Raw genomic sequence first — 26287 nt, forward strand, 5'->3', positions numbered from 1 at the left:
CGGCCTTCCCCTGTCTCCCGGTATGACCGAGGCCGACGCCGAGACGGAGTCGTCGCCGGATCCGACCGGCATCTGGATCGAGAAGTACCGGCCGGAGTCGCTGGACGACGTCAAGGGTCACGAGAATATCGTGCCGCGCCTGCGCAAGTACGTCGAGCAGGACGATCTGCCCCACCTCATGTTCGCGGGGCCGGCCGGCGTGGGGAAGACGGCCTCGGCGGGGGCCATCGCCCGTGAACTCTACGGCGAGGACTGGCGCGAACACTTTCTCGAGCTCAACGCCTCCGACGAGCGGGGGATCGACGTGGTTCGCGATCGGATCAAGAACTTCGCGCGGTCGTCGTTCGGCGGCGTCGAGTACCGCATCATCTTCTTAGACGAGGCCGACGCGCTGACCTCCGACGCTCAGTCCGCGTTGCGCCGAACGATGGAGCAGTTCTCGCACAACACCCGTTTTATCCTCTCGTGTAACTACTCCAGCCAGATCATCGACCCCATCCAGTCGCGGTGTGCCGTCTTCCGCTTCACGGAACTCTCCGACGAGGCCATCGAGGCCCAGACCCGCGAGATCGCCGAGACGGAGGGCATCTCGCTGACCGACGACGGCGTCGACGCGCTCGTCTACGCCGCCGCGGGCGACATGCGAAAGGCCATCAACGGGCTCCAGGCGGCCGCCGTCATGGGCGAGGAAGTCGACGAGGAGGCCGTCTTCGCGATCACGTCGACGGCGCGGCCGGAGGAGGTCGAGCGGATGGTCGACCAGGCCATCGGCGGCGACTTCACCGCCGCGCGGGCGACGCTCGAGGACCTGCTGACCGATCGCGGGCTCGCCGGCGGCGACGTCATCGACCAACTGCACCGCTCGGCCTGGGAGTTCGACCTCGGCGAACACGAGACCGTCCGGCTGCTGGAACGGCTGGGCGAGGTGGACTACCGGATCACCGAGGGCGCGAACGAGCGCTTGCAGCTAGAGGCGATGCTGGCGCATCTGGCACTCGAAGACGGGACGTAACCCGAACGGAACGCTTCTGAAGAACGGCCAACGAGGTGCCTCGGCCGGGTATGAGTTCGACGCACTTCGAACTCTCCGACCGGTTTTTCGGTTCGGCCACCTCAGAGAACCGTATGGGCGACCCGTTCGAACGGCGGCGAACGACGGTACGGACTGTCTCGAGTACAGCTCGGTTTCGAGCGGCGGGCTCGGTGGTGAGACCGAACCGCACGCAGTCGTTCACGGGGGTGATCAGCGGATGAGTCTCCGTGACCGGCTCGGAACCGGGTTTCGACTCGCGGGTGGCAGCCTCGCAGTGCTTCGCGCGAACCCGGGGTTATCCGTCTATCCGCTCCTGGGCGGCCTCGCAACCGTCGCGTACATCGTCACCGTCTTCGGCGGATTCGTCGCGCTGGGTGGCTCGGAGTCGCTCGCCCTCGTGCTCGCGTTGCTGGTGGGTGCGTACGCGGGGTCGATTTTCCTCGTCTCGTTCAGCATCGCGGCGCTCGTCTGGGCGAGCCGGGAAACGTTCGCCGGCCGGACGCCGTCGGTCCGCGACGCGTTTCGCGCCGCCGCCGGTCACACCCCGGCGCTTCTGGTCTGGGCGATCCTGAGCGCGTTCGTCGGCCTCGCGCTGCAGCTCCTCGAGGAATCGAGCGATATCGTCGGCACCATCCTCTCGGCGCTGCTCAACACCGGGTGGCTCGCGCTGACGTACTTCGTCATTCCGGTCGTCGTCCTCGAAGATGTCGGACCGACCGCGATGGTCCAGGAGAGCGGGCGGCTCATCCGCGACACCTGGGGCGAGACGCTCGGGTCGGAGTTCGGCGTCGGGTTCGTCACCGCCCTCTTGCTCGTTCCGGGCCTGGTGGTCGGCGTTGCGTTGTACGTCGTCGTCCCCGGTGATTCGGCCCTCCTCGTCGCCCTCCTCGGTGGTGGGTTGCTCGCCAGTCTCGGTCTGCTCGCCGGCTACACGCTCGGTGCGATCGCGAAAACGGCGCTGTACGTCTTCGCGCGATCTGGAACCGTGCCCGGCGAGTTCGACGAATCGGTGTTCGCCGCGGCCGCGGCGCCGTCCGGTCCCGAGGTCGATCGGCGCTGAGCGCTACAGCCAGTCGAGGAGGGACTTGAGCGGCGATAGCGCGCCCCGGACTGCGAGGACGACAGCCCCAATTCCGAGCGCCGACGCGTACTCCGTGAACACCGACTCCAGTGCTTGTTGGTCGTCAGAGGTACCGAAAAACAGCAGCTTCGGTTCCGTTGCCGGGCCATAGACGGCCATCTCGCGGCCCTTCTCGGAGTATACCGTCTCGTGGTGCTCGATCAGGTTCGCATCGCGCAGTTTCTCGATGTGGTAGCCGACCGTCTGGACCGAGATGTCGAGTTCGGTCGCGAGTTCCGCCGCGGCCATCGGCTCCCGGTGTACCGCACGAAACGCCGCCTGTGCGGTCTCGGACTGGAGCGCTCCGAGAATTTCGCCGGCGTGATCGTCGTCGAGGCAGACGACTCGGGGTGTCTCGCTGCGATCGACCGCCGCGTCAGACTCTCTCGAGAAAAGTCGTCCCATCGGTACGTTCGCGTTTTCGGCTGCCCTCCTAACGTCACCGATAACGTAGAAGCAGTTCGAAGGTATCGCCGGGTTCCGATCGCGATAGCGGCGGCGACGTCACCGAGCAACGGCACTGTCCGTTCGGGACCTCGCCTTCGGTGCCCATGCGGCTCCGACTGCTGGCGCGGCTAGACGGAGTGGAGCGGGTACCGCACGACGAGCCCCGTTGATGGCGGCGCTCGCGTTCGAGGGAGGCGTCGGATCTCGGCGGCCGGTTACTCCGCTTCGCCTTCTTCGACCCGAATGTCGAATCGCGCGCCGCCCGCCGCTCCCTCTTCGGCCGTGACCGACCAGCCGTGGCCCGCGGCGATCTCGGTGACGATCGAGAGCCCGAGGCCAGTGCCGTCGTGGCTCGTCGTGTAGCCGAACTCGAAGAGCCGGTCGAAGTCGACCTCGTCGCCGAAACCGCAGCCGTCGTCGGCCACTGCGAAGCCGTCGGGCGTGTCAGCGACGGTGATCGTGAGCGCCTGTTCGTCGCCGTCGGGTGCGCCGTGTTCGACGCAGTTGCGAAAGAGGTTCTCGAGGAGCTGTCGGAAGCGACTCCGGTCGGCCTCGACGGTGGCCGTCGTGGGCAGGTCGAGCGTCGCCGCGCCGGTATCGACGTTCGCCCAGGCGTCGCTGGCGACGGCGGAGAGGTCGACGGGCGCCGTCTCCGTGACCTCGCCACCCTCGCGGGCGAGCGTGAGGACGTCGTCGACGATGTCGAACGACCGGTCGATGCCACGTTCGGCTTCGTCGAGCATCGAGAGGTCGCCCGTCTGTCGTGCCTGTTCGATGTAGCCCGCGGCGACGGACAGCGGATTGCGCAGGTCGTGACTGAGAACGCTCGCGAAGCGGTCGAGGCGTTCGTTCTGCTCGCGGAGTTCGCGCTCGCGGCGTTTCTGGACGGTGATGTCGGTGTAGATGGCGAAGCCCTCGGGGCTGTGTTCGCCGAGCTGGAGGGGGACGACGTCGATTCTGACGTCTCTGAGGCCCTCGGCCGTCTCCCGTTTGGTCACGTGCTGGACGGTCTCGCCGGCCAGCAGGGCCTCGTTGAGCGCGTTGCCCTCGTCCTCGAAGCCGGGCGGGACGATGTAGTCGTCGACGCTCTCGCCCATGACGGTCGCGCGCTCGTAGCCGAAGACCGCCTCGAAGGCGTCGTTGACGTCGCGGACGACCGGTTCGTCGTCGACGAACTCGAATCGGATGGCGGGATCGGGAACGTTGGCGAACAGCGCGGAGAGGCGGTCGTGTTCCTCGACGACGTCCTGTTCGGCGCGCAGGCGGGCGAGCGATTCGGCGACGTGCGCAGCGAGCAGTTCGACGAGTTCGCGATCGCTCTCGTCGTACGCGTCCCGCGTCGTGGAGATGGCCTGGAAGACCCCGAACTCGCCGACCGGGACGCTGATGCACGAGCGGAAGTCGCCGACCTCGGTGTGGGTGCGGTCGTCGGCGGCCGCGTCTTCGATCGTGGTGGACTCGCCGGTCTCGTAGGTCTCGCCCATGAGGCCATACTCGAGCGGGAGCGGCCCGATCTCTTCGCGGATGGGCCAGGAGGGGCGGCCTTTCGGGACGAATTCGCCGTCCTCGACGATCCCGAGGTAGCAGACGTCGATGTCGAGGATGCGTTCGGCGGTGTCGACCGCGCGCTCGAAGAGCGTCTCCTCGGAGTCGGCGCTGGTGATGCCGAGCGTGCCCTCGTGGAGGCGAGTGACGATCTCGCGACGTTCGCGCAGGCGGGCTTCGACGCGGATGCGTCGCAGGGTTTCGGCGACGTGGGAGGCGAGGATCTCGGCGAGTTCGACGTCGCGGTCGTCGAATCCGGCGTACTCGGTCGAGATGGCCTGGAAGACGCCGTCCGAGTCGCCGATGGGGACGCTGATGGCCGATTTGAAGCGGTCGCTGGCGGGCTGGGCGACGGGATGGTGTTCGGCGTCGTCGATGTGGAAACTCTCGCCGGTCCGGAAGGTCTCGCCCGCGAGCCCCTTCGTTGGCCGAAACTCCATCTCGTAGTCGAGCGGGAAGGCGGAGGTCCCCGCGCGCTGGACGAGCCAGTCCCCGTCGTCGCGTTCCTCGTGGATGAGGACCGCGGTGGTGTCGAAGTCGAGGACGCCCTTGGCGGTGTCGACGGCGAGGTCGAACAGCTCGGCTTCCTCGCGACAGGCGACGATCTCCGTCGCCATCTCGTGTAATCGGGCGATCTTCGAGCGGTCGTCCTCTGTGGGAAGTTCCGTGGACGACTCCGATTCCGCGGCTGTGGCCGCCGCGTCGCTGGCGCTCCCGTCGGTCGCCTCGTGTTCGGGCGGCGAGAGCGGTTCGCCGCCGTCGGTGGTCGCCTCGTCGGTCCGCTCGCCAGGCTCGGGGCAGGTGGCGTCGTCGCCGGGTCCGATGTTCCCTGTCATAGGTTCTGCTCGCTGGTCGAGGCCGGGCTGGTGTCAGTGGGTACAGCGGACTTGCCCGTTATGAATCTGCCGAGAAACGTATCATTTCTTTCGGAATCGGCCGTTACTACGTGGTTTGGATGTGGCAAAATTATCTGGTACTATCGACGAATATCCGGTTTGTACTGCCGGCAAATTCGGCGCCCGCTCGCTATTTTCGACCCGAGTCGTGTAAGTATATGGGAACTGTTGGGCTGTTGGCCGATCACGTTTCGTCCGACGATGGGGCCGGTAAATAATCGACATTCGTCTCGGGCGCGAAGTGGCCGTAGAGCCGCTCATCCGGCCGTAGCGGCAATTTGCAGGCGCTATAATCGCGACAGCATTGGATATGCGCTTGCCCCGTCGGTTCGGCTGCGGGGGAGTCGAGCGCCGCGAGAGTTAGCCCGGTGACTCATCACCGGTTGCGTCGGACCGCATAGGGGCGACTCAGGATACAGCGTCGGGACTGCGACTGCTCCCCCGTGGGGACGATCTGTGCTGGCACCGCGTCACCTGCGTCTCCTTCGTCCGTCCGGAGTCGGTCTCCGGCAGCCCACCGGTCGGTGGCTTCGTGGGTTCCGTTTGCCAGTGCCCGTCACGGGTACCGATTCGGTGGCCACCCGGGACGAGCTGGACTGGAGAACTTCCCTCGTGGGCTCTTCGGACCACGCTGCGAACAGCAGGTCGCGGAGCGATTCACGAACGGGAAGGCTCTCGGCCTGCCCGGCCCGGACGCTGATCCCTGGCATACAGACCGGAAGGGGACTGACAGTACTGATGGCAACGCATCAGCTATGAATTACTATCTATGGGTTTCGATATATCGGCGACTGAATGCGGGCGTTACGTGAGTGCCGAGTGCCCAACGGCGCGACGGCGGGCCGCTCACCCCGACTCGGCGGGCGTGACGAGGAGCGAGTACAGCAGGGCGCAGAGACCGAGAACCTCGCTCGCCCGATTCGCGAGCGGCTGGTAGACGGTGTAGACACGCGGGTCGAGGGCGACCAGCTGCCCGACCGTGTCCACGGCGAGCGAGAGCGCCGTCGGGACGACGGTGATGAGACAGAGACCGGTGGCGAGGTAGAGCATGCGAACGCTGTCGTTTCGCCGGTAGCCACGGAACGCGTGAAAGACGATGAACAGCGCCAGTCCGAGCGCGATCAGGGAGGCCGACAGCACGAGGAGGTAGTCGGACCGGGGCTGGATGGGAGCCGCGGCCGGCGGGGTGAGCAGTTCGCGGGTCAGACCGGTCGATTGGGGCGTCGGGAGCGGCGCCAGGTCCGTCGGGATCGCTGCCGCGGGTACTCGGGGACGCATCAGAGTCCCTCCCACATGTCGGTGAAGCGGTCGGCGAGGTCGCCGGTCGGTTGTGCATCGATCGAGACGACGAACCCGTCTTCGGTGAGCGCGACCGTGAGCTCGTCCAGTCGGGCCTCGTACGTGCTGTAGTGGTTCCCGTCCGGTCGGGGGACGTGGTGCTCGGCGAGGAGCCCGCACTCGACGAGTCGCTCGGCGCGTCGGTAGACCGTCGAGACGGAGATATCACAGGCGTCGCCGAGGTCGCTCGCCGACTTGGCCTCGGTGCGCGTCTCCCGGAGGATCGCCCGGGCGTACTCGTCGTCTAAGAGGGCGAGCACCTCGTCCGCGTTCGGCTCGTCAGTCACGCCGAACCACGTCCGTCCCGTGTGGCGGGCTCGGGTGCCCGTCGTCAGCGGTGGTCGCGTTCGCGGGGTCGACCGCCCGACCGGTGCGGCGAGCGTCATCCTGTGGGCTCCGTGTCCAGTGCATCCCTTCGGGGCGGTTCGTGCGTCACTCATGTTGCCGGGCGCGCATAAACGCCGCGGCGAGCGCGTACTCGATCGTGACGGTCGCGAGGAAGGCGACGGCCCCCGCGTACCCGTCCGGGGCTGCGATCCGTGCGAGTTGCAAGAGCCCGACGAAGAGCCCCACCGTGACGAGTGCGGCCGAGACGGTCCACACTGCCGCGGCGGCCCCGCCGTAGGTGACCGGCCAGACCTGGTCGTAGACGTACGGGACGAACACCGCGACGGTGATCGCCAGGTACAGCCCGTTCGCCCGCAGCTGGGGGACCTGGGACGACGCGAGCAGGGCGGTGACCGCGAGCACGACCGAGACGACGCTCACGGTGAGGTCGGTCGTCAGTTCATCCGTGAGGCGCGAACGGAGTGATCGGGCGTTCGACATACCTGCGTGTTGCGGTGCCGGTGATAAGGCGATTACCCGCGTTCGCTGGGTCGGCGAACGCGGTCGGCGCGGGACGTCGCTTCGCTTCCGCGTCGCCGGTCGTCGCTCGTTCGTCGACATCAGCGGTCCGTTCCCCGCGACGGGCGATCGGCGGTCGTGAGGTACCACGCGACGATCGTCGACTGGCCGCGTCGCAGGACGCGACTCGCCGTGGACTTGTCGACGTCCAGGGCCGCCGCCAGCTCCGCGAGGGTGCACTCGCGCGGGGTCTCGAAGTAGCCCTCGCGGAGGCCGGCGTTCAGGACTTCCCGCTGGCGATCGGTGAGCAACCCCGTTCCGTCGTCGCCGTGGACGAGCGACAGCAATTCGGCGCTGCGGTCGAGTTCGTCGAGCCCCGCGCCGAATCGGTCGAACGCCTCCCGCCCGCCGACGAAGTCGAACTCGTACCAGCCGTTCTCGACGAGCACCGGGTACTCGACGGGGACCGACGCCGCCGCGACGAACTCGTAGAGCCCGGTGTCGGTCGTCTCGTACGTGGCGAGGCCGCGCCCGTCCTCGACCGCCAGCTGCTCGTAGTCGACGATCGACGGGTGCGCTTCGATCGCGTCGCCGACGGCCCCCGGATCGTCGTGGGTAACCTCGCCGAGTTCGACGGCTGTCGCGTCGGCGCGCACGCCGGCGAGGAGGCGGAACGTGGCGTCCGGGACGCCCTCGGAGATCTCGAGGATCCACGTCTCCGGCGGCAGTTCGATGCGAAACCGCGCGGCGATCATGCGCGCCCTCCCTCGGGTGCGCGATGCGCTGGCCCCAACATGTTGCACTAACCGGTACCTTGCTTCGGTCCCCAGTAAAACCCATGTTCGGATCCATCGCCGCCGGGGTTCGCCGCGCGTTCCCCGGCGTCGGCTCGACGGCGGACGGACGCGACGAGTCTTCGGATGGCGGCGGAATCGGGGAGGCGGCGGGAAGTGAGCGGGACGAGATGCCGGGGCGCGGGTACGCGAGGGACGGCGCGCCGGTTCACGCCGACGGGGCGGACGAGGGCGTGGTCTTCATCGTCGGCATGCGGATCAATTCGTTCTGGAAGCTCCACCGCTGGGTGCCCGTCCTGCTGGCGGCGCCGCGGCTCGTCAGGGAGCTGGAAGCGGAGCCGGAGTCGGCGCTCCTGGGGAGCTGGACGTTCCTCTCGCCGCCGCGGACGATCGGGTTCGTCCAGTACTGGGAGTCCGCCGAGGCGCTCCAGTCCTACGCCCGCGACCCGGATCGCGGGCACGTCGACGCCTGGCGGACGTACGCCGAGCGGGGCGGCGACGGGGCCGTCGGCGTCTGGCACGAGACGTACCCCTTCGAGGAGTACGAGACGCTCTACAGCGACGTGCCGCCGCGCGGCCTGGGCGCGGTGGCGGGGACGGACCTGGTGCCCGCGACTGGCGCGTCCGAGACGGGTGCCGATCGGCTCGACGCGAGTGGGGAGGCGGGTGAACGCGGGGCGGTCGACAGCGGGTGATTCTTCCCGCGAGCCGTCGCGACACCGATCCTTCATGAGGGCCCCGCCGTTAGTTCTGCCATGAACCCGGCCGGTGTGTTCGTCATCCTGTTCGGCGTTGCGATCGTCTTGGTCCCGGGAAAACTGCTCACGCTGTCGTTCTTCGGGACGATCGACGGCGAGTCGCTCTCGACGGGCGGGAAACTGTTCTACCGGGTGATCGGCGTCTTCTTCGCTCTCGGCGGCGTCGCCGTGACGTTCGGGTACTGACCGGTGTCGGTACGGAATCGGTTTCGCCGGCCGACGTTCCACGCACCCATAACTATATATTATTCCACACCTAACGCGAGAACGGAAGCCACGTCCTCCATGGCACGCGCGGGGACATGCGCCGTGTAAATGTCCCGGGTGGGATCAGCACCCGAGACGTGGCTTCTCCCTCATACGAGGGCACCGATAGAAGCCATGCTTAGAGATTCACCATCGAGACAAAAAGCTCTCGCACACCTGTGGTATCGTCAGCCGAAGCACTACCCCGAATTCGTCTGGGATTCGAAACTCGTCGAGGATCTGGTTCTCAGGTTCGGCACTCTGAAGGTGAACTGAGATGGGCCGCTACGACTACGACGAGCCGGAGCCGGACGAGCCGTGTCCGCGCTGTGGGCAGGATCTGGAGCAGACGGACTGGGCCAAACTGCGGGCTGTCCACGACGGGCCGTCCGCTGCTGGGTATCGAGATTCGGAGAAGCGGATGTGCGTGGACTGCCTGGCAGCGCTCGGGATGCTAGAGTTCGAGATGAACGGTGTGTCTGGGGGTGGACAGAGATCGGTGTGAGGGTGGCATGTAAGTGGGGGACTTGCCTAGTACTGTTCTGCAGTTGAGTTGGCCGTGATCAAGACAATGTAAATTTTGCCTTTCTAATGTGGCTGGCGTTTGTTTTTTTATGTACAGTATAGATGGCTGTAATTTCGACCTGATCCCATCCTAGGGGTCTCAATCTACTGTCTCTCGTGAACACGGAGATCCTGGTGATGTGTTCATTCAGTGGAAAGCAGAGTTGTTAAGCCACGATCACTGGGGTTGAGCAATCACGATTTCCACTATTCGGACGCACCCACATTCATAATAAGAGGGTTTTAATAAGCACCGAATATACATATGTCGAAATAATCGCAGAGAGAAGAAAATAAAACAAGAATTGGTACACTCTCTTACGATAATCTTCTCTAAGTAGAATTTCTTTAATCAAATATTTATTTATGATATAATATGATTCGATGGGATTCTCTACATGGTTGATCAACTTCCCAATAATCACAACAGTGTTTTTGGCCATTATATATGTGAGTAGAACTATCCATAGAGTCTCGAAAATGGAGAATATTTGCCCGGATTCGAGCTCAACGAGGGCAGAGCCTACTGAGGAGCGTGTATACCAGTTCAAAATTAATTCAACAATAGATCCGAAACTATCGAAGGGGACTGATGGATCAAAACCCTCCGCATTTGTGATATTTGAAAAAATGTTCCGGAGCAAATCACGGGACAATGCCCAGATCAACCAAAATATAAAAGCAATAATAATTATTGATACTGCTCGATAGCTTTGCTTGCTGATTCTACACACTGTCTCGAATTCCAAATTTTCCTCAACAGTGTAGAAATCCGTTTTCACAGAACTTGTAGTTATAGAATCCAGTGAAATGCGTATCAATACCAGAACCACTCTTATGAGATAGTATATAAAAAATGTGGTGCTTGTAAGGGCCATCACTGCAAAAACGAACGGGATTATTGGAACAGAATAGGACCCCTGTATAACATATGCAAAAGCAAGCAAGAACAAGGAGATGATTGTGAATAAGGATGGAATTCCTAAAAGGAAACAAAATGTCCTCATTTTTGCTACATACTCATCGAGCAGTCTATCTACCGCATTAATCAATTCCGGGTCGATTTGTGCTCCTGGCATAGATTCTAAGAAAATAGTCTATACTCGATTGGAGCGAAATGTGTAATCGATTTAGATATATCTGTCTATCCCAGTATCCTCGATACCGAGATTTGTTTAGCAATGTTCTCTGCCACCACTCGCTTGCCTCTCCAGTTCCTCTAATTGTTCCTCGATCTCTATCAGATGACACTCGTGAGCTAGCAAAATCGAAATATGGTGGTCATCTTCGGATTATGATGTTTCTGCAACATCCCAGCGCCAGAGCGGTTACGAATATGATCGAAAAGGCGCCTGAACTGATACTGATGCTGTGTACGGAGTGCTAGATGATACATCGACCACTATTTTCGACTGCTTCCACTGGAGTATGCAGTGCGGAGTGAGTCGGTGTGGTGTAATTTTTTTGGCGTTGTCCCCTAGGGACCCGCTGTGCGGTGCTGTTACGGTTGCATTCACGCTATAGTCCACTTCTCACCCAACCCAAACCCCTCCGTTTCGACTGGAGTAGCCATAACCACGCCTCACGTCGGCGCCGGCGGCCCGTTTCTGCCTCCGAACACATTGCAGAAACAATTATAGTAATCTAAATTGAACTGGCTACGTATGATGCGTTCACAGAATCCACTGATCTCCAAAACCCGCACTGTCCCCGCGGAGGGCGGGTAGATGGGCCGGAAGAAGCGCCGGCGGCGCGCCGATCGGGAGCGCGCGACCGAGCGCGACCAGGACGACGAGGCGGAGCGCGACGCAGCGTCGACCGTCGGGACCCCACTGGGCATGCCGGACGCGCCGATCCCCGATTCTCCGATGCCCGACGCGCCCATGCCGGACGCGGGCGTTCCCGACATGGGGATGGGAGGCGCGGCGATCCAGCGCCACCCGAAGTCCGAGGGACAAGGGCAGGCCTCGATGGACGGCGAGGCTCGTGAACGCTCATCGCTGGAGTCGCTGTACGACTCGCTCGACGGGTCCAGGCGCGAGGCGCTGGAACAGATCAGGGCGGACGACGAGCTGTGGGCCTCCTGGCAGTCGACCATCGAGTCCGACGTGATCCAGCGTGAGATCGACGCCAACGGGTGGGACGTGATCGAGAATGCGCTCGATCGGTATCATCGAAATATCGTCCAGCAGGGCCACGAGCCGGTCGCGTTCATGACCGGCGACGAAGCCAATGAATGGTACCTCGATTTGAACCCAGAAGACGAATCGCCACATCAACCGGCGTGTATCGCCATCAGCTTCGAACCAGGAAGCGAAGACACATTGTACCGAATCACTACGGACGGATTCCCTATTGGCTCCTTTTTGGCCAGAAAAGAAGCCTTCGAGTCCAAGAAATCACGAGAAGACGTGATGAATTCCTTCTCCTTGAAGGAAGAGTGGGGGGAATACAACAAGATTGCGACCCTCTCACTTGATGGATCGGAGTCTGGCCAAATTATTATCAGTTCAGCCGCTCCAGTTACTGACGACTCGGAATCCGTCGTCTCAGAGAGGGACGGTGCTATAGACCGTCAGGGTGGTGTTGAACAGTACTGGCTTACCAGCCGACTCGACGATGACAAGTTCAAAATGCTCGATGAACCTTATGACGACCTTGGAGTCTTCCTGGAGGAGTACCTATGACTGAAATATCATACGAAGATAACGTGCTCACTATTTCAGGGGAAACGCACACGCTTCGTCATTCGATCGGTGACGTCCTTGAGACGGAGGAGATCATCCTCGTCAAATTGAACCCGGAGAGCGGTGAGTACGATTCGCGGAACGTGCTCGGTTTCGACCCCACAGGAACGAAGGTGTGGGAGTCGGAAGTTCCGGAGAAGGACACCCGTCACACGTTCTCCGGAATCGCTCTGCGGGACGGCGAGATCATCGGCCGTAGCTGGAACAATCACTGGTACGCAATCGATCCCGAAACCGGTGCACTGGACGACCGTGGGTTTGCTGGCAAATAAAATACTCCAGCGAACGGTCAGACCTACAGCCCCGAGGCCCAGCAGCACATTCACCGCTCGCGAGCCGACGGACGCTGCTGCCGACCAGAAGCGGCGAAAATCTCCCCAGCCCCGTTTGCGATAGGCGCGTGGCCCCTACCCGGCGTGATGACTGACGACGTGTTTTCGCCGCTCGCGATCCGAGAGACGACGATTCGAAACCGGTTCACCTTGTCGCCGATGTGTCAGTATTCCGTCGAGGAACGGGACGGCCTCGCGACCGACTGGCACCGCGTCCACCTCGGCTCCCGCGCCGTCGGCGGCGCCGGCGTCGTGCTGACCGAAGCCACCGCCGTCGAGGAACGCGGCCGCATCACGCCGGAGGACCTCGGCATCTGGAGCGACGCCCACCGCGACGCGCTCGCCCCCGTCGCGGAATTCGTCAAATCACAGGGCGCGACGCCGGGTATCCAGCTCGCCCACGCCGGCCGAAAGGCGTCGAAGACGCGACCGTGGGATGGAAGCGAGCCCCTTCAGCTCGACGACGGCGGCTGGGAGACGGTGGCGCCGAGCGCCGTTCCGTATCCGTACGACGAGGACCCGCCCGTGACGACGCGGCTCGACGCGGCCGGGATCGCCGACGTCGTCGACTCGTTCCGGGCGGGAGCGCGCCGCGCTCGCGAAGCCGGCTTCGAGATCGCTGAGATCCACGCCGCCCACGGCTATCTCCTCCACGAGTTCCTCTCGCCGATCACGAACCACCGCGACGACGAGTACGGCGGTAGCTTCCGGAACCGGACCCGGATCGTCCGCGAGATCACCGAGGCCGTTCGCGACGAGATGGGCGACGGCCGGCCCGTCTTCGTCCGCATCTCCGCGACCGACTGGGTCGACGATCGCGACTCGTGGGATATCGAGCAGTCCGTTCGGCTCGCGGACGACCTCTCCGAATTGGGCGCCGATCTCATCGACGTCTCCTCGGGCGGTATTCACCCGGATCAGACCGTCGACTGGGTCGGTCCGAACTACCAGCTCCGATTCGCCGAACGCATCCGAAACGAGTGCGATACAGACGTGAAAGTCGGCACCGTCGGCGGGATCACGGCCGCCGAACAGGCCGACGCAATTATTCGCAACGACCGAGCGGACCTCGCCGTCGTTGGCCGGAAATTCCTCGAGGATCCCCACTTCCCGCTGCACGCGGCCGTCGAACTCGGCCGCGAGGACGCCGTCGACGTCCCCGTCCAGTATCAGCGCGGATTCTAACCCGGCCACCGACGCGGTTGCCTAGAGCGTCATCTCGGTCCCGCACTCGTTGCAGGAGAGTCGAAACCGTCCCTCATCGGTGAGCTCCGTGGCGTGAACCCGTTCGTCGTCGCAGTCACCACAGTAGACGAGCGATTCGAGCTGTTCCCAGTCGTGGCTCGCGCTGGGCGCGCCGAGTGCCCAGCCGACCACGCCCTCGCCGTCTTCGACGGCGTACCCCTTCTGGAACTCGCCGGGTTCGAATCTGATGAGCTCGCCGGCCTCGACCCGGTGTTTTTCGCGCTCCCGTCCGACCTCGAACGCGGCCGTTCCGCTCTCGATGTAGAAGACCTCCTCCTGGTCTAAGTGTCGGTGGATGCCGCCCGAAAACGAGTCTCCCGGCTCGAGTTCGAAGTAGTTCATCGCGAAGTGTTCGATTCCGAGTGCTTTGGAAACGGGGCGGCGCACGTCGTGTACCTGCAACGGGTTCACCTGATTGTCGACCTCGTCGATCGTGACTTTCTCCATAGGCGCACAATCGGCGGAATCCCAATAGCTCTGTTGCCGACGGCGGGCGCCGGTGACGCGCTGTCCGGCTGCGTCTCCTTCAGGGAGTCACCACGGAAGACCGGTCGCCGTTCGCGGACCGCTCACCGACCCGTGCGATCAGCCGTCCAGGGGCGCCTGCAGCGCTTCCTCGATCGACTCGTCGCCGGCCGCGAGTTCGAACGTTTCGCCGTCCGTGCTCTCGGCCCCGAGCGCCGCGACCAGCGTCCGGGCGACGTCCTCGCGCGGGATCTCGACGTCGTCCCTGTCGAGCTCGGTGCCGGTTCTGATTCGGCCGGTGGCGCTCTCGTTCGTCAGCGGCCCAGGCCGGACGATCGTGTGCGTCAGGTCGCTCTCCCGGAGGTATTCGTCGGCCTCGGCCTTCGCCCGGAGGTACTCCCGCAGCGCTTCCGGGCTCTTCTCGGGCCGATCGGCGTTGAGCGAGCTGAGCATCACGAACCGTTCGATGCCCTCGGCTTCGGCAGCTTCGATGAGATTGATCGCGCCGTCGCGGTCGACGCCCCACACGTCCTCGCCGCCCGAACCCGCCGCGAAAATGATCGCGTCGATTCCCTCGACGGCGTGCGAGACGTCCCCGGTCAGATCCGCGACGACCGCCTCAGCGCCCAGGTCCGTGATGTCTGGCGCCTGCGACTCCGTGCGAACCATCCCCCGAACGCCGTGGTCGCTCTCGGCGAGGATGCGGGTCACGTGTCGGCCGACCTGTCCGTGTGAACCGGCGATGAGCACGTTCATACGCTGGAATATCGGTGGGAATCGTGAAGAAGGTGGGGCCGTAGGCGGCCGCAGGGGCGACGCAATAGCGTCCCACCGCTCCAAGTCTATGGCGTCCGTGCGAGAGACACGGTGCGTATTCACCAGTCAGTGATCTCTCTGTCCGGGACCTGTCAAACGGATCCCTCAGCGCGTCGCTCGCTTGCACTCCCGGAGCCCCACGGTATCGCCGTCCAAGCCCTCGGCCGGGCACTCAAGCACCGCCCAGCGAAACAGGTCTGCGAGGCGCTCGTCGATCGAGCCCGTCGATGAAACGCGGAACTCGGGGTTCTCAGCCGAGCCGACGCGGCGGCGAGTCTCCTGCGCGGGATCGACCGACGGCCCGTAGGCCCTGCGTACTTTTTTCGCCCAGCCTGAGACGTGGCGTATGGCTGAACACTTCGGGATCCTCGCGCTGGCGCCGCCGCTGTTGGCGATCGTGCTGGCGATGACGACGCGGCAGGTGCTGGTGTCGCTGTTCGCCGGCGTCTGGATCGGCGCGTTGCTCGTCGCCGAGTGGAACCCGATCGCGGCCACGGCGCTGACGATGGACTGGATCGTCGCGGTCGTCCGGGAGCCGTTCGACGCCAAGTTCATCGTCCTGATCCTGTTCATGGGCGCCGGGGCGGCGTTCATCTACCGTTCGGGCGGGATCCTGGCGCTCGAACGCGCGATCGGGGATCGGGTGACCACCGCGCGCGATTCCCAGCTGCTCACCTGGGTTCTCGGCGTGTTCATCTTCTTCGACTCCTACACGAGCACCGTCGTGACGGGCAACGCGACGCGCGAACTCGCCCAGGAGAATCGCTCTTCCCGGGAGATGCACGCCTACGTACTCGACTCGACGACGTCGCCCGTGACCACGTTCGGCCCGGTGTCGAACTGGGTCGGCTTCCAGGTGTCGATGGTCATCGTGGGATTCGAGGCGGCGGACGTCACCGCCGAGAGCCTCGACGTCACTGCGTTCGGCCTGTTCCTGCAGTCGATTCCGTGGAACATCTACTGCTTCATGGCCTTCTTCATGGTCGGCTTTATCGCGCTCACCCAGCGGTTCTACGGGCCGATGATAGACGCCGAGTGGCGCGCCCGCTCGACGGGCCGGACGATCCGCGAGGACGCGACGCCGCTGTCGGACGTCTCCGCGGACGTCGGCGAGCCGAGCGAGAAGAACCCGAAACTTGCGAACTTCTTCGTTCCAATCGCCGTCCTGCTCGTCGTCGGCCTCGTCTCGATGTGGTACCTGGGTGGCGGGCACCAGCCCGGCGTCGACGTCGCGACCGCCTTCGAGGAGACCGACGTCGCGCTCGGACTGCTCTACGGCGCGTTCGCGTTCATGGTCACCGGGTTCGCGGGCTCGCTCGCCTACCGGACGATGGACTTAGACGAGGCGAGCGACACGATCATCGACGGGTTCAACACCATGATGATCGCCGTCGCGATCATCGTCCTCGCGTGGGCCATCGGCCTGGCGGCGGAGGAGGTCGGCACCGCCGAGTTCATCGTGGACGTGATGGTCGGCAGCGGTGTCCCCGGCGACTTTCTCCCGCTGATCGTCTTCCTCGCGGCGATGTTCGTCGCCTTCACCACCGGAACCTCTTGGGGAACCATGTCCATCCTGACGCCGCTCGCGATCCCCCTCGGCCTCGAACTCGTCGGCCCGTCGGTGCTCCCGGTCGTGATCGGAATGTTGTTCGGCGGCGCCATCTGGGGCGACCACAGTTCGCCGATCAGCGACACGACGGTGATGTCGTCGATCTTCGCCGGCTCCGACCACATCGACCACGTCAACACGCAGGTCCCGTTCGCCGCGACGGCCGCCGGCGTCACCGTGATCGTCCTCGTGCTGTACGGCCTCGGACTGCGGAGCCCGCTCGTCGCGCTGCCGCTCGCGTTCGCGCTGACGATCGTCGCGGTCCTCGCGCTCAACAAACTCGACGCGCGGCGCAAGGGCCTCCCCGAGGTGATGCCGACGGCAGCGGCCATCGAGTCGGGTGCGGCCGACGCCGAGCGTCGCGAACCCGACGACGTCGCGGGGGCTGACGGCGGGTACGACTACCTCTCGCCGATTCCCGTCATCGCGGTCACCGTCACCGCCGCGTACGTCGCGCTGGTGTTCGCGTTCGCGACGCTCGGCGGGTGAACGTCCTGTCGAGACTGTACTGTCGGTGGGACTACTCCCGCTCGACGTCGACCCCGCGAAACGCGACCGCCGTCCCTTCGTCGCTCTCGGCGACGCCGACGTGCCAGCCGTGGGCGGCGGCGACACGCTCGACGCGGCCGCTTCGCAGGTCGGTGCCGTCCACGGTTGCCGTTCGCTCTGCGGCCGACTTCTCCTCACCTGTCGACCGGCCGGCGACGTAGAAGCCGTCGTCGGTGGCGCCGACGGAGACGACCGGCGCCGCGGCGGCGTCTCCCTCCTTTTCGGACTCGCCTGCCGCACTTTCGTCCCCGCTCGCGACCGATAGCAGGTCTTCGAACACAGCCTGCAACTGGTCGCGGTTCCCCTCGAAGCGGGCGTTCGGCCCGAGGTCGAGCGAGGCGTCGCCGGTGTCGGCGTCACTCCAGGCCCGGCGGGCGAGGTCGTGGAGGTCGATTGCGGCGCGCTCGACGACCATGGCGTCGCGGCCCACGAGTCGAGTGAGGTGGGCGGTCGTCTCCGCGAGCGCGTCGTGGGCATCGTCGACCTCGGCGAAGTGCTCTCGATCGCCCGTCTCCTCGGCGACCTCGAGATAGCCGCGGGCGACGTTGAGCGGCTCCTGGAGGTCCGACTCGACCAGTTCGGCGATCGACTCCAGCCGCCGCGACCGGGCGGCCAGTTCCTCCTCGGCGCGTCGTCGCTCGGTGACGTCCCTGCAGGCGACGAGGCCGGTGTCGGCTCCCGGGCCGTCACCCGCAGTGGCCGGGGGGACGACCGTGACCGTGGTCGCACGCTCGCCGTCGGCTCCGTCGTATCGTCCGTCGAGCGTCGACTCACGGCCCTCACCACCAGCGATGGCGTCAGCGGACGTCGTCCCGTCGCTCGCCCCGCTCCCACCTTCCGAGGCGACCGTCGGGCCGGCGGCCGGTCGCTCTCCGGTGACCCAGTTCTGGTCGGCGTCCGCGGGATCGAGGGCGGCGCGGAAGCGCTCGTCGTCGACCTCGACCCCCGCCGCGTCGACGACGTCGAGCACCGCTTCCCCCCGTGCGGTGTCGGGGTCGACGCCGAACGTGGCCGAGAAGGCGTCGTTGACGGCCCTGACGGTTGCCGTCCCCGCCGACTCGACGGTGTAGGCGCAGACGGGATCGGGGACGATCGAAACGGTCCGCTCGAACCGGTCGCGTTCCTCACGAAGTTGGTCGCACTCGTCACTGAGTCGATCGCGTTCCGCTCGCAGCCGGCCACGCTCCTCGCGGAGCCCATCGGCCACCCCTGCGAGGTGGCCGGCTGCGGTCTCGAACCGATCGCGCTCGGCTGTCAGTTCGGCCACCCGGCGCGTGAGCCGTCCGTATGACGATGCGAGGTGGGCGGCGGCCCGCCGGTGGCGGTCGCCCTCGTCGACCGACGCACCCGCCTCGGTGCCGGGCGAACACAGCCACGCAACCTCGTCGGCGAGGTGGGCCACGGCCTCGGGGGTGTCACTGCGGACGTAGGCGGTGACACCGTCGGTCGAGTGGGCCATCGCCGGGTCGAACGATCGCTCGCAAAAGAGGATCAGGGGCGTGCCCGCCGCGACGTCGATCACGTCGAGGATGGCCGCGCCCTCGGCTGTCGTCGGCGTCTCTGCGAAGACGATGCAGTCGGTCATCTCGGCGGCGTACCCGATCTCCTCGACGGTCGTCGCCGGTTCGACGGCGAGGCCGTCCGCCGCCGACTCCAGTGCGGACGCGCCGCTCTCGGCGGCCTCGATCGTCGCGGCGACGTAGACCACTGTTCGGGTATCCGACATCGGTTTCGGCCGTCTGTCCGTACGCTATGCGTAGATGCCGTAATGTAAGTATTGTCTGTGTCAGTGGATAATCAGTCCGACCCGTCCGTGCCGTTATCCGACGTTACGCGGCGCGTCGACGCAGTGAGACGGCGAACAGGCCCACGACGGCGAGCGGGACGAGCCAGTAGAGCGCGAACGGTCGATATGCCGACAGTACTCGCGTCGGTGCCTGCAGCGCGAAGCGGGTCACGGCTCCGGCCGAACCGGCGACGATGATGCCGACGGCGAGGACGTGCTGCTGTGACGGCATCGACAGTGGTTCATCGGGATGGGATCGACACGTTCTGACGACGGTGACGGCGAGGGCAGCGGCGGCACCGGCCGCACCGGTCGTCAGCGACACGGCGAGGTCCAGGTCGAGAACCCAGCGAAGCGCGAGGAGTTCTCCGACGAACTCGGGCGCGAGCGCGATGGCGAACGCCAGGACCGGCCCCCCGTTCCAGATCGCGTAGCCGACGGGGCCGAGCGTCGCGACGAAGAGCCCCACCAGGATGAGGACCGTACTCAACGCGTCGAACGCCGGCGAGAGCGTCTGCAGCTTGCCGCTACGGAGCTCCCCTCGCGTGAGCGCACTGAGGGCGTAGAGCCCCCACAGGACGAGTAGGGTTCGCAGCGTGAGGGCGGTCCGGCGCCCCGTCAGGCCCAACAGCGACCGATCGAAGCCGAGGCGGGTCGATCCCGTTCGACCGAGCGTACTCGCTTCCGAGGCCGAGGGGTCCCGGGACGGTCCGCCCGTCGACCCAACCGAATCGTCGCTCATGCCGCCCGCTCCCGTGGACCCTCTTGCCACTGCCCCCGATCGGGTGCGGGCGGCCGAACGAGCGACGCGAGCCCGTCGTGATCTACGGCGTCGCCGTTCGCGAGGTCGAGTGCACGGGGGGTGACGCGCCAGCCGGCCGCGTCGTAGATCGCTTCGATCGTCTCGCGAGCGCCGACGTAGGTGGTGATCCCGTGTGTGGGCCGGACGGGCGTGTCTTCGTGGGCTTGCATCGAGACGACGCCCTCTAGCTCCCAGCACCGGACGTGGAGGCGACCGTGTAGACCGAGCGCGGATTCGGCCGCCGTCGCGTGCTGGTGAACGTACGCGTCCTGGGTCCGATCCCACGCGTATCGGGCGTACTCCTCGACGTATCGCGTCCAGCCGGCCGTCTCGAGGACCGCCATCACGCCGTCGAGGCCGATCTCGGCGTCGGCGAGCGGGAAGACGACGTTGATGGGACACGTCGGGGCAAACCCGTCGGCCGTCGGCTCGTAGTGGTAGCGAGCGATCGGACTCGCCCCCTCGCTCTCGATGTGTGCGCCGTCGAACGCACCCGCGTCGTCGGTCGCGGCGGTCACGGTCGACGGGCGCGTGGGTGGCGACGGGGCCAGCGCGAGTCCACCGACTGCGGCGAGACCGATGGCACCGAGATCCCGGAGGACCGTTCGGCGACGTCGGTCCGACTCTCCATCGTGGCTGGTCTCCGGACTGGGCTCGGACGGACTGCTGGCTCGGCCGTCGCCATCGCCCTCTCCCGCCCGCCCTTCACGGATATTATGAGATAATATATCTTCAGATTTATTGGCCATCTAATCGGTGTTTCTCTGTGGATCGTATTGACAGTTTCGACCTGGCCGCACCTGGGCGGGGACATACTCGTTCTGCGGCCACCACTGATCACGTCGACCACCTCCGGTCACGTCGACCGCCACCGAACACGTCGTCCACCCCGATCACGCCGCGCGCCGTTCGCCCGCGCTGGGGCGGGTGCGGAACTGTTTTACCCGCTCCGGCGCGAAAACGCACCAATGAGCGACCTCGAGGAGGAGTACCGTCTCGAGTACTTCAGGGAGGAGGGGTTCGAGCGTGTGGAGTGTGTCTCCTGTGGAAATCACTTCTGGACGCGCGATCCGGAGCGCGAGGTGTGCGGGGAACCGCCGTGTGCGACCTACGACTTCATCGGCGATCCCGGCTTCGACGAGGAGTTCACCTTGGCGGAGATGCGAGAGGCCTTCCTCTCGTTCTTCGAGGATCACGACCACGAGCGCATCGAGCCGTACCCGGTCGCGGCGAACCGCTGGCGTGACGACGTCCTGCTCACCCAGGCGTCGATCTACGACTTCCAGCCGCTGGTCACGTCGGGCCAGACGCCGCCGCCGGCGAACCCGTTGACCATCTCGCAACCGTGTATCCGGATGCAGGACATCGACAACGTCGGCAAGACCGGCCGGCACACGATGGCCTTCGAGATGATGGCCCACCACGCGTTCAACGCCCGCGAAGATCTCGACGACCCCGGCCAGTACGCCTTCGAGGGTGAGGTCTACTGGAAGGACCGCACCGTCGAACTCTGTGACGAGCTGCTCGACGAACTCGGCGCGGACATCACCGAGGTCACCTACATCGAGGACCCGTGGGTCGGCGGCGGCAACGCCGGGCCCGCGATCGAGGTCATCTACAAGGGCCTCGAGCTGGCGACGCTGGTCTTCATGTGTATGGAACAGGATCCCGACGGCGAGTACGAACTCAAGGACGGGAACACCTACTCCTACATGGACACCTACGTCGTCGACACCGGCTACGGCCTCGAACGCTGGACCTGGATGAGCCAGGGCACGCCGACGGTCTACGAGGCGATCTACCCGGAGATGATCGCGTTTCTCAAGGACAACGCCGGCCTCTCCTACACCGACGAGGAGTCCGATCTCGTCGGCCAGGCGGCTCGCCTCTCCGGCAATCTCGACATCGACGACGTGGACGACGTCGAGGCGGCCCGTGGCGACATCGCGGCGGAACTCGGCGTGGACGTCGCCGAACTGCGCGACCTGGTCGAGCCGTTAGAGCACATCTACGCCGTCGCCGATCACTCGCGCACGCTCGCGTACATGCTCGGCGACGGCATCGTCCCCTCGAACGTCGCGACGGGCTATCTCGCGCGGATGGTCCTGCGGCGGATGAAACGCCTCTGTGACACCGTCGGCGTCGACGCCCCGCTCGACGAACTCGTCGACATGCAGGCCGAGCGCCTGGGGTACGAGAACCGCGACACGATCCGCGACATCGTCCGCACGGAAGTCGAGAAGTACCGCGAGACGTTAGAACGCGGAAGCCGCCGCGTCGAGGATCTGGCCGAGGAGTACGCCGAACGCGAGGCACCGATCCCGACGGACGACCTCATCGAGCTCTACGATTCCCACGGCATCCAGCCGGACACGGTCGCCGAAATCGCCGCCGACCACGGCGCCGACGTCGCGGTTCCGGACGACTTCTACGCGCTCGTCGCCTCGCGACACGACGAGGAGGTCGCCGCCACCGCCCAGAGCGGCGACGAGGACCGGTTCGAAGACCTCCCCGAGACGGAAAAGCGCTACTACGACGATCAAGAGCGCACCCAGTTCGAGGCGGTCGTCCTCGACGTCTTCGAGCACGACGACGGCTACGACGTCGTCCTCGACGGCACGCACTTCTATCCCGAGGGCGGTGGCCAGCCCGCCGATACGGGGACGCTCTCGACCGACGAGACCACCGTCGACGTCACGGACGTCCAGGAGGAAGGCGGCGTGATCCTCCACCGGACCGACGACGAACTCGGCAAGGGTGAGTTCGTCACGGGCCGGATCGACGCCGACCGACGGCGTCAGCTCATGGCCCACCACACCGCGACGCACATCGTCGGCCACGCGGCCCGCGAGGTGCTCGGCGAGCACATCCGCCAGGCTGGTGCCCAGAAAGGTGTCGACTCTTCGCGCCTCGACGTCCGCCACTACGACCGGCTCTCCCGCGAGGAGGTCGAGCAAATAGAACACGTCGCGAACGCACTCGTCACGGCGAACGTCCAGGTCTCTCAGGAGTGGCCCCACCGAAACGAAGCCGAGGCCGAGCACGGCTTCGACCTCTACCAGGGCGGCGTCCCGCCGGGCGAGAACATCCGCCTGATCCACGTCGCCGAGGACGTCCAGGCCTGCGGCGGCACTCACGTCGCCCGCACGGGCGACATCGGCGCGATCAAGATCCGCTCGACCGAGCGCGTCCAGGACGGTGTCGAGCGCCTCGTCTTCGCGGCGGGCGAAGCCGCCATCCGGGCCACCCAGGAGACCGAGAACGCCCTCTACGAGGCTGCCGATATCTTAGACGTCGATCCGCAGAACGTCCCCGAGACGGCCGAGCGCTTCTTCGAGGCCTGGAAGGACCGCGGCAAGCGCATCGAGGACCTCGAAGAACAGTTAGCGACGGCCCGGGCCGGCAACACCGACGACGCCACGGAGGTCGACGTCGGCGAGGCGACCGCGGTCGTCCAGCGAATCGACGCCGACGTCGACGAACTCCGGGCGACCGCGTCCGCGTTCGTCGAAGAAGGCCAGATCGCCGTCCTCGGCAGCGGCACGGACAGCGCCCAGTTCGTCGTCGCCGTTCCCGACGGCGTCGGCGTCAACGCCGGCGAGGTCGTCGGCGAACTCGCCGCCCAGGTCGGCGGCGGCGGTGGCGGCCCCGCCGACTTCGCGCAGGGCGGCGGCCCCGATGTCGACGCGCTGGAAGACGCACTCGAGGCCGCGCCGGAGATCCTCCGGCAGGTCCGTAACGCCTAACGCGGCTCGACGAAACGCCGTTCGCGACAAATTGTGACTGTGGTTCGATAGTCCGTTCGATTCGATCCAATCCAATTGTTGCTGGCGTCGTCACTCAGTCACTCTCACTTCGGTTTCCGTCGTCCGTCTCCGGGGCGGCCGACACCGTTTCGTTCGCCTCGACCCACCCTGCGTCGCCACCTTCGACGATTTTTGCGCGTGCGTCGTACGTTTTCCCGTCGAGGAACGGTGACTCCCACCGGAACGGAAGCGCGTACATGTACTCGTCGACCTTCGCTCGGACTTCGAACTGCTGTTCGTGGGAGTGATCGTACGTGTTCACAAACAGTAGCTCGGCTCTGAGATGAAGGTGTCCCGACCCCGAATCGAGTTTGGTGACGGTCGGCGCGACGAACACCGTTCGATCGTCGGGCTGGTACACTTGGACGTCCTGAATCTCGAACGAGGGTCCGCCGTCGTCGCCGGTGATCGTCGAGAGACAGCCAGCTCCGGCTGCGGTTCCGAACACGCCGGCGGTGGCGACGAACGGTCGTCGTTTCATCGGTGGCAACGAGCTCGGCGACTCGGTTCCGTCTGGTGTCGGTGCGGCGGGTGCGACGCGCTCGGGTGCCGATATCGGAGCCCGCTATCCATGGTTCACTGATCTTCGCCAGCGCCCTTAGGTATATCTGTTCCAACTTGTGTTCGGGGAAAATTGGTCGGCCGCCTGTCCGCTCGACGCATACTGCATCATTCGTGTTCGTGGAAGAGCTGCCGGGTCGGGGACCGAACACACGATCGCCGTCACCGCGGGCGGCGTTCCGGATAGTCGTGGCCGAGGACGAGCGCGACGACGTTGAGCGCGAGCAGGGAGACGAGCAGGCCGAATCGCATACCCGAGTCCACACCGGCCAGCAACAGCGGAAGGTAGACGATCGGTAACAGTGTCCCGACCCAGAAGGAGACGGCTGTTAGCGAGGGCGTTCCGGCGAGCGCGGACTGACGATCGGTGCTCATCGCATCCGCTCTCTGTCGACGAATCCGTCGCCGGTGGCGCGGATCCAGCCGGTGGATTCTGACGCCGAGGCGTCCGCTGGCGGGACGAACGCACACTCGTCGGGCCCGTTCGGGTGGTCGACGATCACGTGCTCGAAGCAGTCGGTTGGTTCATCGGTGGCTACCGCCGGCCACTCGGTGTCGGGTGCGGTGCTCATGTGTGTTCGGGCCAGCCCTGCTACGCGTGAATCGGGCATTGTTATCGAAGGGCTACACGCGCGGGTGGAGCGAGTTGTCGGCACCTACCGGCGAGAAGGCGGCGCGTACCCGGCGGTGCGGGAGTTTCCTCGTCCGAAGGTGACATCGTTCACGGTGCGTCGTCGCCGTGCCTGCACTCCGGGCGGCGTCAGGGTGAGACCGGCCGGGCGCCGAGTGTCAGGTCGACGGTCGTGCGCTCGCCGTCGCGGATGAGTTCGACCGGGACGGTCTGGCCGGGGCTCGTCTGGAGAGAGAGGACGCGCGAGAGGGCGTGGTTGTCGGGAACCGGTTCGCCGGCGAGGCCGACGACGACGTCGCCGCCGACGGGGATGGGGACGCCGTCGCGGGCGACCCGTCCGTCGGCGCCCTGCAGGACGCCGTCGGCCGGCCCGTCGCGGGGCGTCTCGACGATCATGACGCCGGTGGCTTCTTCGAGGTCGTTAGCGGCCGCGACGGCGGGCGTCACTTCGCGTAGCTTGACGCCCATCCGCGGGTGCTCGTATCGGCCGGTCTCGATCAGGCTGGGGAGGACGCGAGTCGCCAGCGCGGCCGAGATGGCGAAACCGACGCCCTCGACGATGCCGGCGTTGATCATACCGACGACGCGACCGTCCATGTCGAGCAGCGGGCCGCCGCTGTTGCCCGGATTCACGCCCGCGTCAGTCTGGACGGCGTTGGGGATGTCGTAGTCGTTCGGGCCCGGGAGCGAGCGGTTCACACCGCTGACGATCCCGCGGCTCATCGTGCCTTCGAGCCCGTACGGGTTGCCCACCGCGACGACCTCCTGGCCGACGGTCGGGAGGACGTCGGTGAACGAGAGCGAGGTGGCGGCCTCGGGCCGGTGGACGACGTCCAGCGCGGCCAGGTCGCTGTAGACGTCGGTGCCGACGACCTCGGCTTCCGTCCAGTCGCCGTTCGTGTACTGCAACTGGATCGTGCTTGCCCCTTCGACGACATGGTTGTTCGTCACGAGGTGGCCGTCGTAGACGAACGCCGATCCCTGGCCGCCGATTTCCTCGCCGTTCTCGTCTTCGACGCCGCTGACGGTCACCATCGCGACCGAGTCGATGACGTCCGCGTAGATTCCGGTGTAGACCGTACCGTCGGCGCGCTCGTCGAAGTCGACGGCGCTGGGGAGCGAGGAGTCGCCGCGACCCGCCTGCGCGCGGGACCCGGGTTCTGCGCACCCGGCGATGGCGGCCAGGAGCCCGCCGCCACCGGCCGCCAGAAACGCTCTGCGAGAGGGAGCCGGATCGTCCATACGCCGGCCACGACCTGGACCACCTTCAAGTCCGTGATCCGGTACTTCGCGTGAGAGCCGAGGCAGGTGCGCGGTGCGAGAGCGCTCCCGAGCGCACGAATGGAAAGCG

Annotated in this window: 25 protein-coding genes; 10 read left to right on the forward strand and 15 right to left on the reverse strand. The window is 65.5% G+C overall.

The genetic code is table 11. The features are described from left to right. Nucleotides 1-22: 22 nt before the first annotated feature. Both C479_RS09260 and C479_RS09270 read left to right on the forward strand, forming a co-directional pair. The gene (locus C479_RS09260) at nt 23-1012 is read left to right on the forward strand and encodes a replication factor C small subunit (RefSeq protein WP_007701369.1); all 990 of its coding nucleotides are present in this window, start codon (nt 23-25) and stop codon (nt 1010-1012) included. Between the two features lie 238 nt (nt 1013-1250). Beyond that, the gene (locus C479_RS09270) at nt 1251-2093 is read left to right on the forward strand and encodes a DUF6159 family protein (protein WP_007701375.1); all 843 of its coding nucleotides are present in this window, start codon (nt 1251-1253) and stop codon (nt 2091-2093) included. A 3-nt stretch (nt 2094-2096) separates the two neighbouring features. On the opposite strand, the gene C479_RS09275 is transcribed toward C479_RS09270, so the two are convergent. The 6 genes from C479_RS09275 to C479_RS09300 form a co-directional block, all read right to left on the reverse strand. Next, nucleotides 2097-2558: an ArsR/SmtB family transcription factor gene (locus C479_RS09275; RefSeq protein WP_007701377.1), complete on the reverse strand. Its 462-nt coding sequence runs from the start codon at nt 2556-2558 to the stop codon at nt 2097-2099. A 257-nt stretch (nt 2559-2815) separates the two neighbouring features. Further along, a complete protein-coding gene (locus C479_RS09280) occupies nt 2816-4981 on the reverse strand; it encodes a GAF domain-containing protein (protein WP_007701379.1) in 2166 nt (721 codons plus the stop codon). A 906-nt stretch (nt 4982-5887) separates the two neighbouring features. Then, nucleotides 5888-6319, reverse strand: coding sequence for a DUF7521 family protein (locus C479_RS09285; RefSeq protein ID WP_007701383.1), 432 nt, complete (start codon nt 6317-6319; stop codon nt 5888-5890). Continuing rightward, nucleotides 6319-6666 carry a winged helix-turn-helix domain-containing protein gene (locus C479_RS09290; RefSeq protein WP_049907222.1) on the reverse strand — a complete coding sequence of 116 codons (348 nt, stop codon included), beginning with the start codon at nt 6664-6666 and terminating at the stop codon, nt 6319-6321. Before C479_RS09290 ends, C479_RS09285 begins: the two co-directional genes overlap by 1 nt. Nucleotides 6667-6811: 145 nt before the next feature. Continuing rightward, nucleotides 6812-7207, reverse strand: coding sequence for a hypothetical protein (locus tag C479_RS09295; protein ID WP_152415850.1), 396 nt, complete (start codon nt 7205-7207; stop codon nt 6812-6814). Between the two features lie 119 nt (nt 7208-7326). Further along, nucleotides 7327-7980, reverse strand: coding sequence for a helix-turn-helix domain-containing protein (locus tag C479_RS09300; protein WP_007701393.1), 654 nt, complete (start codon nt 7978-7980; stop codon nt 7327-7329). Between the two features lie 83 nt (nt 7981-8063). Between C479_RS09300 and C479_RS09305 the strand changes: the two genes are divergently transcribed. The 6 genes from C479_RS09305 to C479_RS09330 all read left to right on the forward strand — a co-directional run bounded on the left by C479_RS09305 (nt 8064) and on the right by C479_RS09330 (nt 13851). After that, complete coding sequence (locus C479_RS09305) at nt 8064-8714, forward strand: DUF4188 domain-containing protein (protein ID WP_007701394.1); 651 nt, start codon at nt 8064-8066, stop codon at nt 8712-8714. A gap of 60 nt (nt 8715-8774) precedes the next feature. Next, nucleotides 8775-8963: a hypothetical protein gene (locus C479_RS09310; protein ID WP_007701395.1), complete on the forward strand. Its 189-nt coding sequence runs from the start codon at nt 8775-8777 to the stop codon at nt 8961-8963. 337 nt (nt 8964-9300) lie between these two features. After that, complete coding sequence (locus tag C479_RS09315) at nt 9301-9528, forward strand: hypothetical protein (protein ID WP_007701397.1); 228 nt, start codon at nt 9301-9303, stop codon at nt 9526-9528. 1786 nt (nt 9529-11314) lie between these two features. Continuing rightward, nucleotides 11315-12274, forward strand: a complete 960-nt coding sequence (locus tag C479_RS09320) for a hypothetical protein (protein WP_007701400.1) — start codon at nt 11315-11317, stop codon at nt 12272-12274. Beyond that, nucleotides 12271-12606 (forward strand): PQQ-binding-like beta-propeller repeat protein, encoded by a 336-nt coding sequence (locus C479_RS09325; RefSeq protein WP_049907188.1) that lies wholly within the window; start codon nt 12271-12273, stop codon nt 12604-12606. Before C479_RS09320 ends, C479_RS09325 begins: the two co-directional genes overlap by 4 nt. 147 nt (nt 12607-12753) lie before the next feature. Beyond that, nucleotides 12754-13851: an NADH:flavin oxidoreductase/NADH oxidase gene (locus C479_RS09330; protein WP_007701405.1), complete on the forward strand. Its 1098-nt coding sequence runs from the start codon at nt 12754-12756 to the stop codon at nt 13849-13851. A gap of 21 nt (nt 13852-13872) precedes the next feature. Here the strand turns inward: C479_RS09330 and C479_RS09335 are convergent, their stop codons facing one another. Further along, complete coding sequence (locus C479_RS09335; protein ID WP_007701407.1) at nt 13873-14358, reverse strand: cupin domain-containing protein; 486 nt, start codon at nt 14356-14358, stop codon at nt 13873-13875. A gap of 138 nt (nt 14359-14496) precedes the next feature. Then, on the reverse strand, nt 14497-15132 hold the full coding sequence (locus tag C479_RS09340; protein WP_007701408.1) for an SDR family oxidoreductase: 636 nt from the start codon (nt 15130-15132) through the stop codon (nt 14497-14499). Nucleotides 15133-15598: 466 nt separating this feature from the next. On the opposite strand from C479_RS09340, the gene C479_RS09345 reads away from it, so the two are divergent. Continuing rightward, on the forward strand, nt 15599-17290 hold the full coding sequence (locus C479_RS09345; protein ID WP_049907223.1) for a Na+/H+ antiporter NhaC family protein: 1692 nt from the start codon (nt 15599-15601) through the stop codon (nt 17288-17290). Nucleotides 17291-17321: 31 nt separating this feature from the next. On the opposite strand, the gene C479_RS09350 is transcribed toward C479_RS09345, so the two are convergent. The 3 genes from C479_RS09350 to C479_RS09360 form a co-directional block, all read right to left on the reverse strand. Then, entirely contained in the window at nt 17322-19076 is a 1755-nt protein-coding gene (locus tag C479_RS09350) for a hypothetical protein (RefSeq protein ID WP_007701415.1), read from the reverse strand. A gap of 103 nt (nt 19077-19179) precedes the next feature. After that, nucleotides 19180-19878, reverse strand: a complete 699-nt coding sequence (locus C479_RS09355; protein ID WP_007701416.1) for a hypothetical protein — start codon at nt 19876-19878, stop codon at nt 19180-19182. Continuing rightward, nucleotides 19875-20687: a hypothetical protein gene (locus C479_RS09360; protein WP_193788369.1), complete on the reverse strand. Its 813-nt coding sequence runs from the start codon at nt 20685-20687 to the stop codon at nt 19875-19877. The genes C479_RS09355 and C479_RS09360 overlap by 4 nt, the downstream gene beginning before the upstream one ends. A gap of 219 nt (nt 20688-20906) precedes the next feature. On the opposite strand from C479_RS09360, the gene alaS reads away from it, so the two are divergent. Continuing rightward, complete coding sequence (gene alaS, locus C479_RS09365) at nt 20907-23684, forward strand: alanine--tRNA ligase (protein ID WP_007701418.1); 2778 nt, start codon at nt 20907-20909, stop codon at nt 23682-23684. Between the two features lie 94 nt (nt 23685-23778). Here alaS and C479_RS09370 read toward each other — a convergent pair whose 3' ends face one another. From C479_RS09370 to C479_RS09385, 4 genes are all read right to left on the reverse strand, one after another. After that, a complete protein-coding gene (locus C479_RS09370) occupies nt 23779-24225 on the reverse strand; it encodes a hypothetical protein (RefSeq protein WP_007701420.1) in 447 nt (148 codons plus the stop codon). 242 nt (nt 24226-24467) lie between these two features. After that, the gene (locus tag C479_RS09375) at nt 24468-24680 is read right to left on the reverse strand and encodes a hypothetical protein (RefSeq protein WP_007701423.1); all 213 of its coding nucleotides are present in this window, start codon (nt 24678-24680) and stop codon (nt 24468-24470) included. Next, nucleotides 24677-24877 carry a DUF7511 domain-containing protein gene (locus C479_RS09380; RefSeq protein ID WP_007701425.1) on the reverse strand — a complete coding sequence of 67 codons (201 nt, stop codon included), beginning with the start codon at nt 24875-24877 and terminating at the stop codon, nt 24677-24679. The genes C479_RS09375 and C479_RS09380 overlap by 4 nt, the downstream gene beginning before the upstream one ends. 188 nt (nt 24878-25065) lie before the next feature. Further along, nucleotides 25066-26178 (reverse strand): S1C family serine protease, encoded by a 1113-nt coding sequence (locus C479_RS09385; RefSeq protein WP_007701427.1) that lies wholly within the window; start codon nt 26176-26178, stop codon nt 25066-25068. Between the last annotated feature and the right edge of the window lie 109 nt (nt 26179-26287).

It is taken from the genome of Halovivax asiaticus JCM 14624 (assembly GCF_000337515.1).
Lineage (GTDB): Archaea > Halobacteriota > Halobacteria > Halobacteriales > Natrialbaceae > Halovivax > Halovivax asiaticus.

Coding starts and splice junctions, on each gene's coding strand:
- C479_RS09275 (WP_007701377.1), bottom strand. CDS start 2,558: ATGGGACGACTTTTCTCGAGAGAGTCTGACGCGGCGGTCGATCGCAGC.
- C479_RS09360 (WP_193788369.1), bottom strand. CDS start 20,687: ATGGCCAATAAATCTGAAGATATATTATCTCATAATATCCGTGAAGGG.
- C479_RS09335 (WP_007701407.1), bottom strand. CDS start 14,358: ATGGAGAAAGTCACGATCGACGAGGTCGACAATCAGGTGAACCCGTTG.
- C479_RS09300 (WP_007701393.1), bottom strand. CDS start 7,980: ATGATCGCCGCGCGGTTTCGCATCGAACTGCCGCCGGAGACGTGGATC.
- C479_RS09320 (WP_007701400.1), top strand. CDS start 11,315: ATGGGCCGGAAGAAGCGCCGGCGGCGCGCCGATCGGGAGCGCGCGACC.
- C479_RS09325 (WP_049907188.1), top strand. CDS start 12,271: ATGACTGAAATATCATACGAAGATAACGTGCTCACTATTTCAGGGGAA.
- C479_RS09380 (WP_007701425.1), bottom strand. CDS start 24,877: ATGAGCACCGCACCCGACACCGAGTGGCCGGCGGTAGCCACCGATGAA.
- C479_RS09350 (WP_007701415.1), bottom strand. CDS start 19,076: ATGTCGGATACCCGAACAGTGGTCTACGTCGCCGCGACGATCGAGGCC.
- C479_RS09295 (WP_152415850.1), bottom strand. CDS start 7,207: ATGTCGAACGCCCGATCACTCCGTTCGCGCCTCACGGATGAACTGACG.
- C479_RS09330 (WP_007701405.1), top strand. CDS start 12,754: ATGACTGACGACGTGTTTTCGCCGCTCGCGATCCGAGAGACGACGATT.
- C479_RS09285 (WP_007701383.1), bottom strand. CDS start 6,319: ATGCGTCCCCGAGTACCCGCGGCAGCGATCCCGACGGACCTGGCGCCG.
- C479_RS09345 (WP_049907223.1), top strand. CDS start 15,599: ATGACGACGCGGCAGGTGCTGGTGTCGCTGTTCGCCGGCGTCTGGATC.
- C479_RS09280 (WP_007701379.1), bottom strand. CDS start 4,981: ATGACAGGGAACATCGGACCCGGCGACGACGCCACCTGCCCCGAGCCT.
- C479_RS09340 (WP_007701408.1), bottom strand. CDS start 15,132: ATGAACGTGCTCATCGCCGGTTCACACGGACAGGTCGGCCGACACGTG.
- C479_RS09385 (WP_007701427.1), bottom strand. CDS start 26,178: ATGGACGATCCGGCTCCCTCTCGCAGAGCGTTTCTGGCGGCCGGTGGC.
- C479_RS09370 (WP_007701420.1), bottom strand. CDS start 24,225: ATGAAACGACGACCGTTCGTCGCCACCGCCGGCGTGTTCGGAACCGCA.
- C479_RS09270 (WP_007701375.1), top strand. CDS start 1,251: ATGAGTCTCCGTGACCGGCTCGGAACCGGGTTTCGACTCGCGGGTGGC.
- C479_RS09305 (WP_007701394.1), top strand. CDS start 8,064: ATGTTCGGATCCATCGCCGCCGGGGTTCGCCGCGCGTTCCCCGGCGTC.
- C479_RS09315 (WP_007701397.1), top strand. CDS start 9,301: ATGGGCCGCTACGACTACGACGAGCCGGAGCCGGACGAGCCGTGTCCG.
- C479_RS09260 (WP_007701369.1), top strand. CDS start 23: ATGACCGAGGCCGACGCCGAGACGGAGTCGTCGCCGGATCCGACCGGC.
- C479_RS09310 (WP_007701395.1), top strand. CDS start 8,775: ATGAACCCGGCCGGTGTGTTCGTCATCCTGTTCGGCGTTGCGATCGTC.
- alaS (WP_007701418.1), top strand. CDS start 20,907: ATGAGCGACCTCGAGGAGGAGTACCGTCTCGAGTACTTCAGGGAGGAG.
- C479_RS09355 (WP_007701416.1), bottom strand. CDS start 19,878: ATGAGCGACGATTCGGTTGGGTCGACGGGCGGACCGTCCCGGGACCCC.
- C479_RS09375 (WP_007701423.1), bottom strand. CDS start 24,680: ATGAGCACCGATCGTCAGTCCGCGCTCGCCGGAACGCCCTCGCTAACA.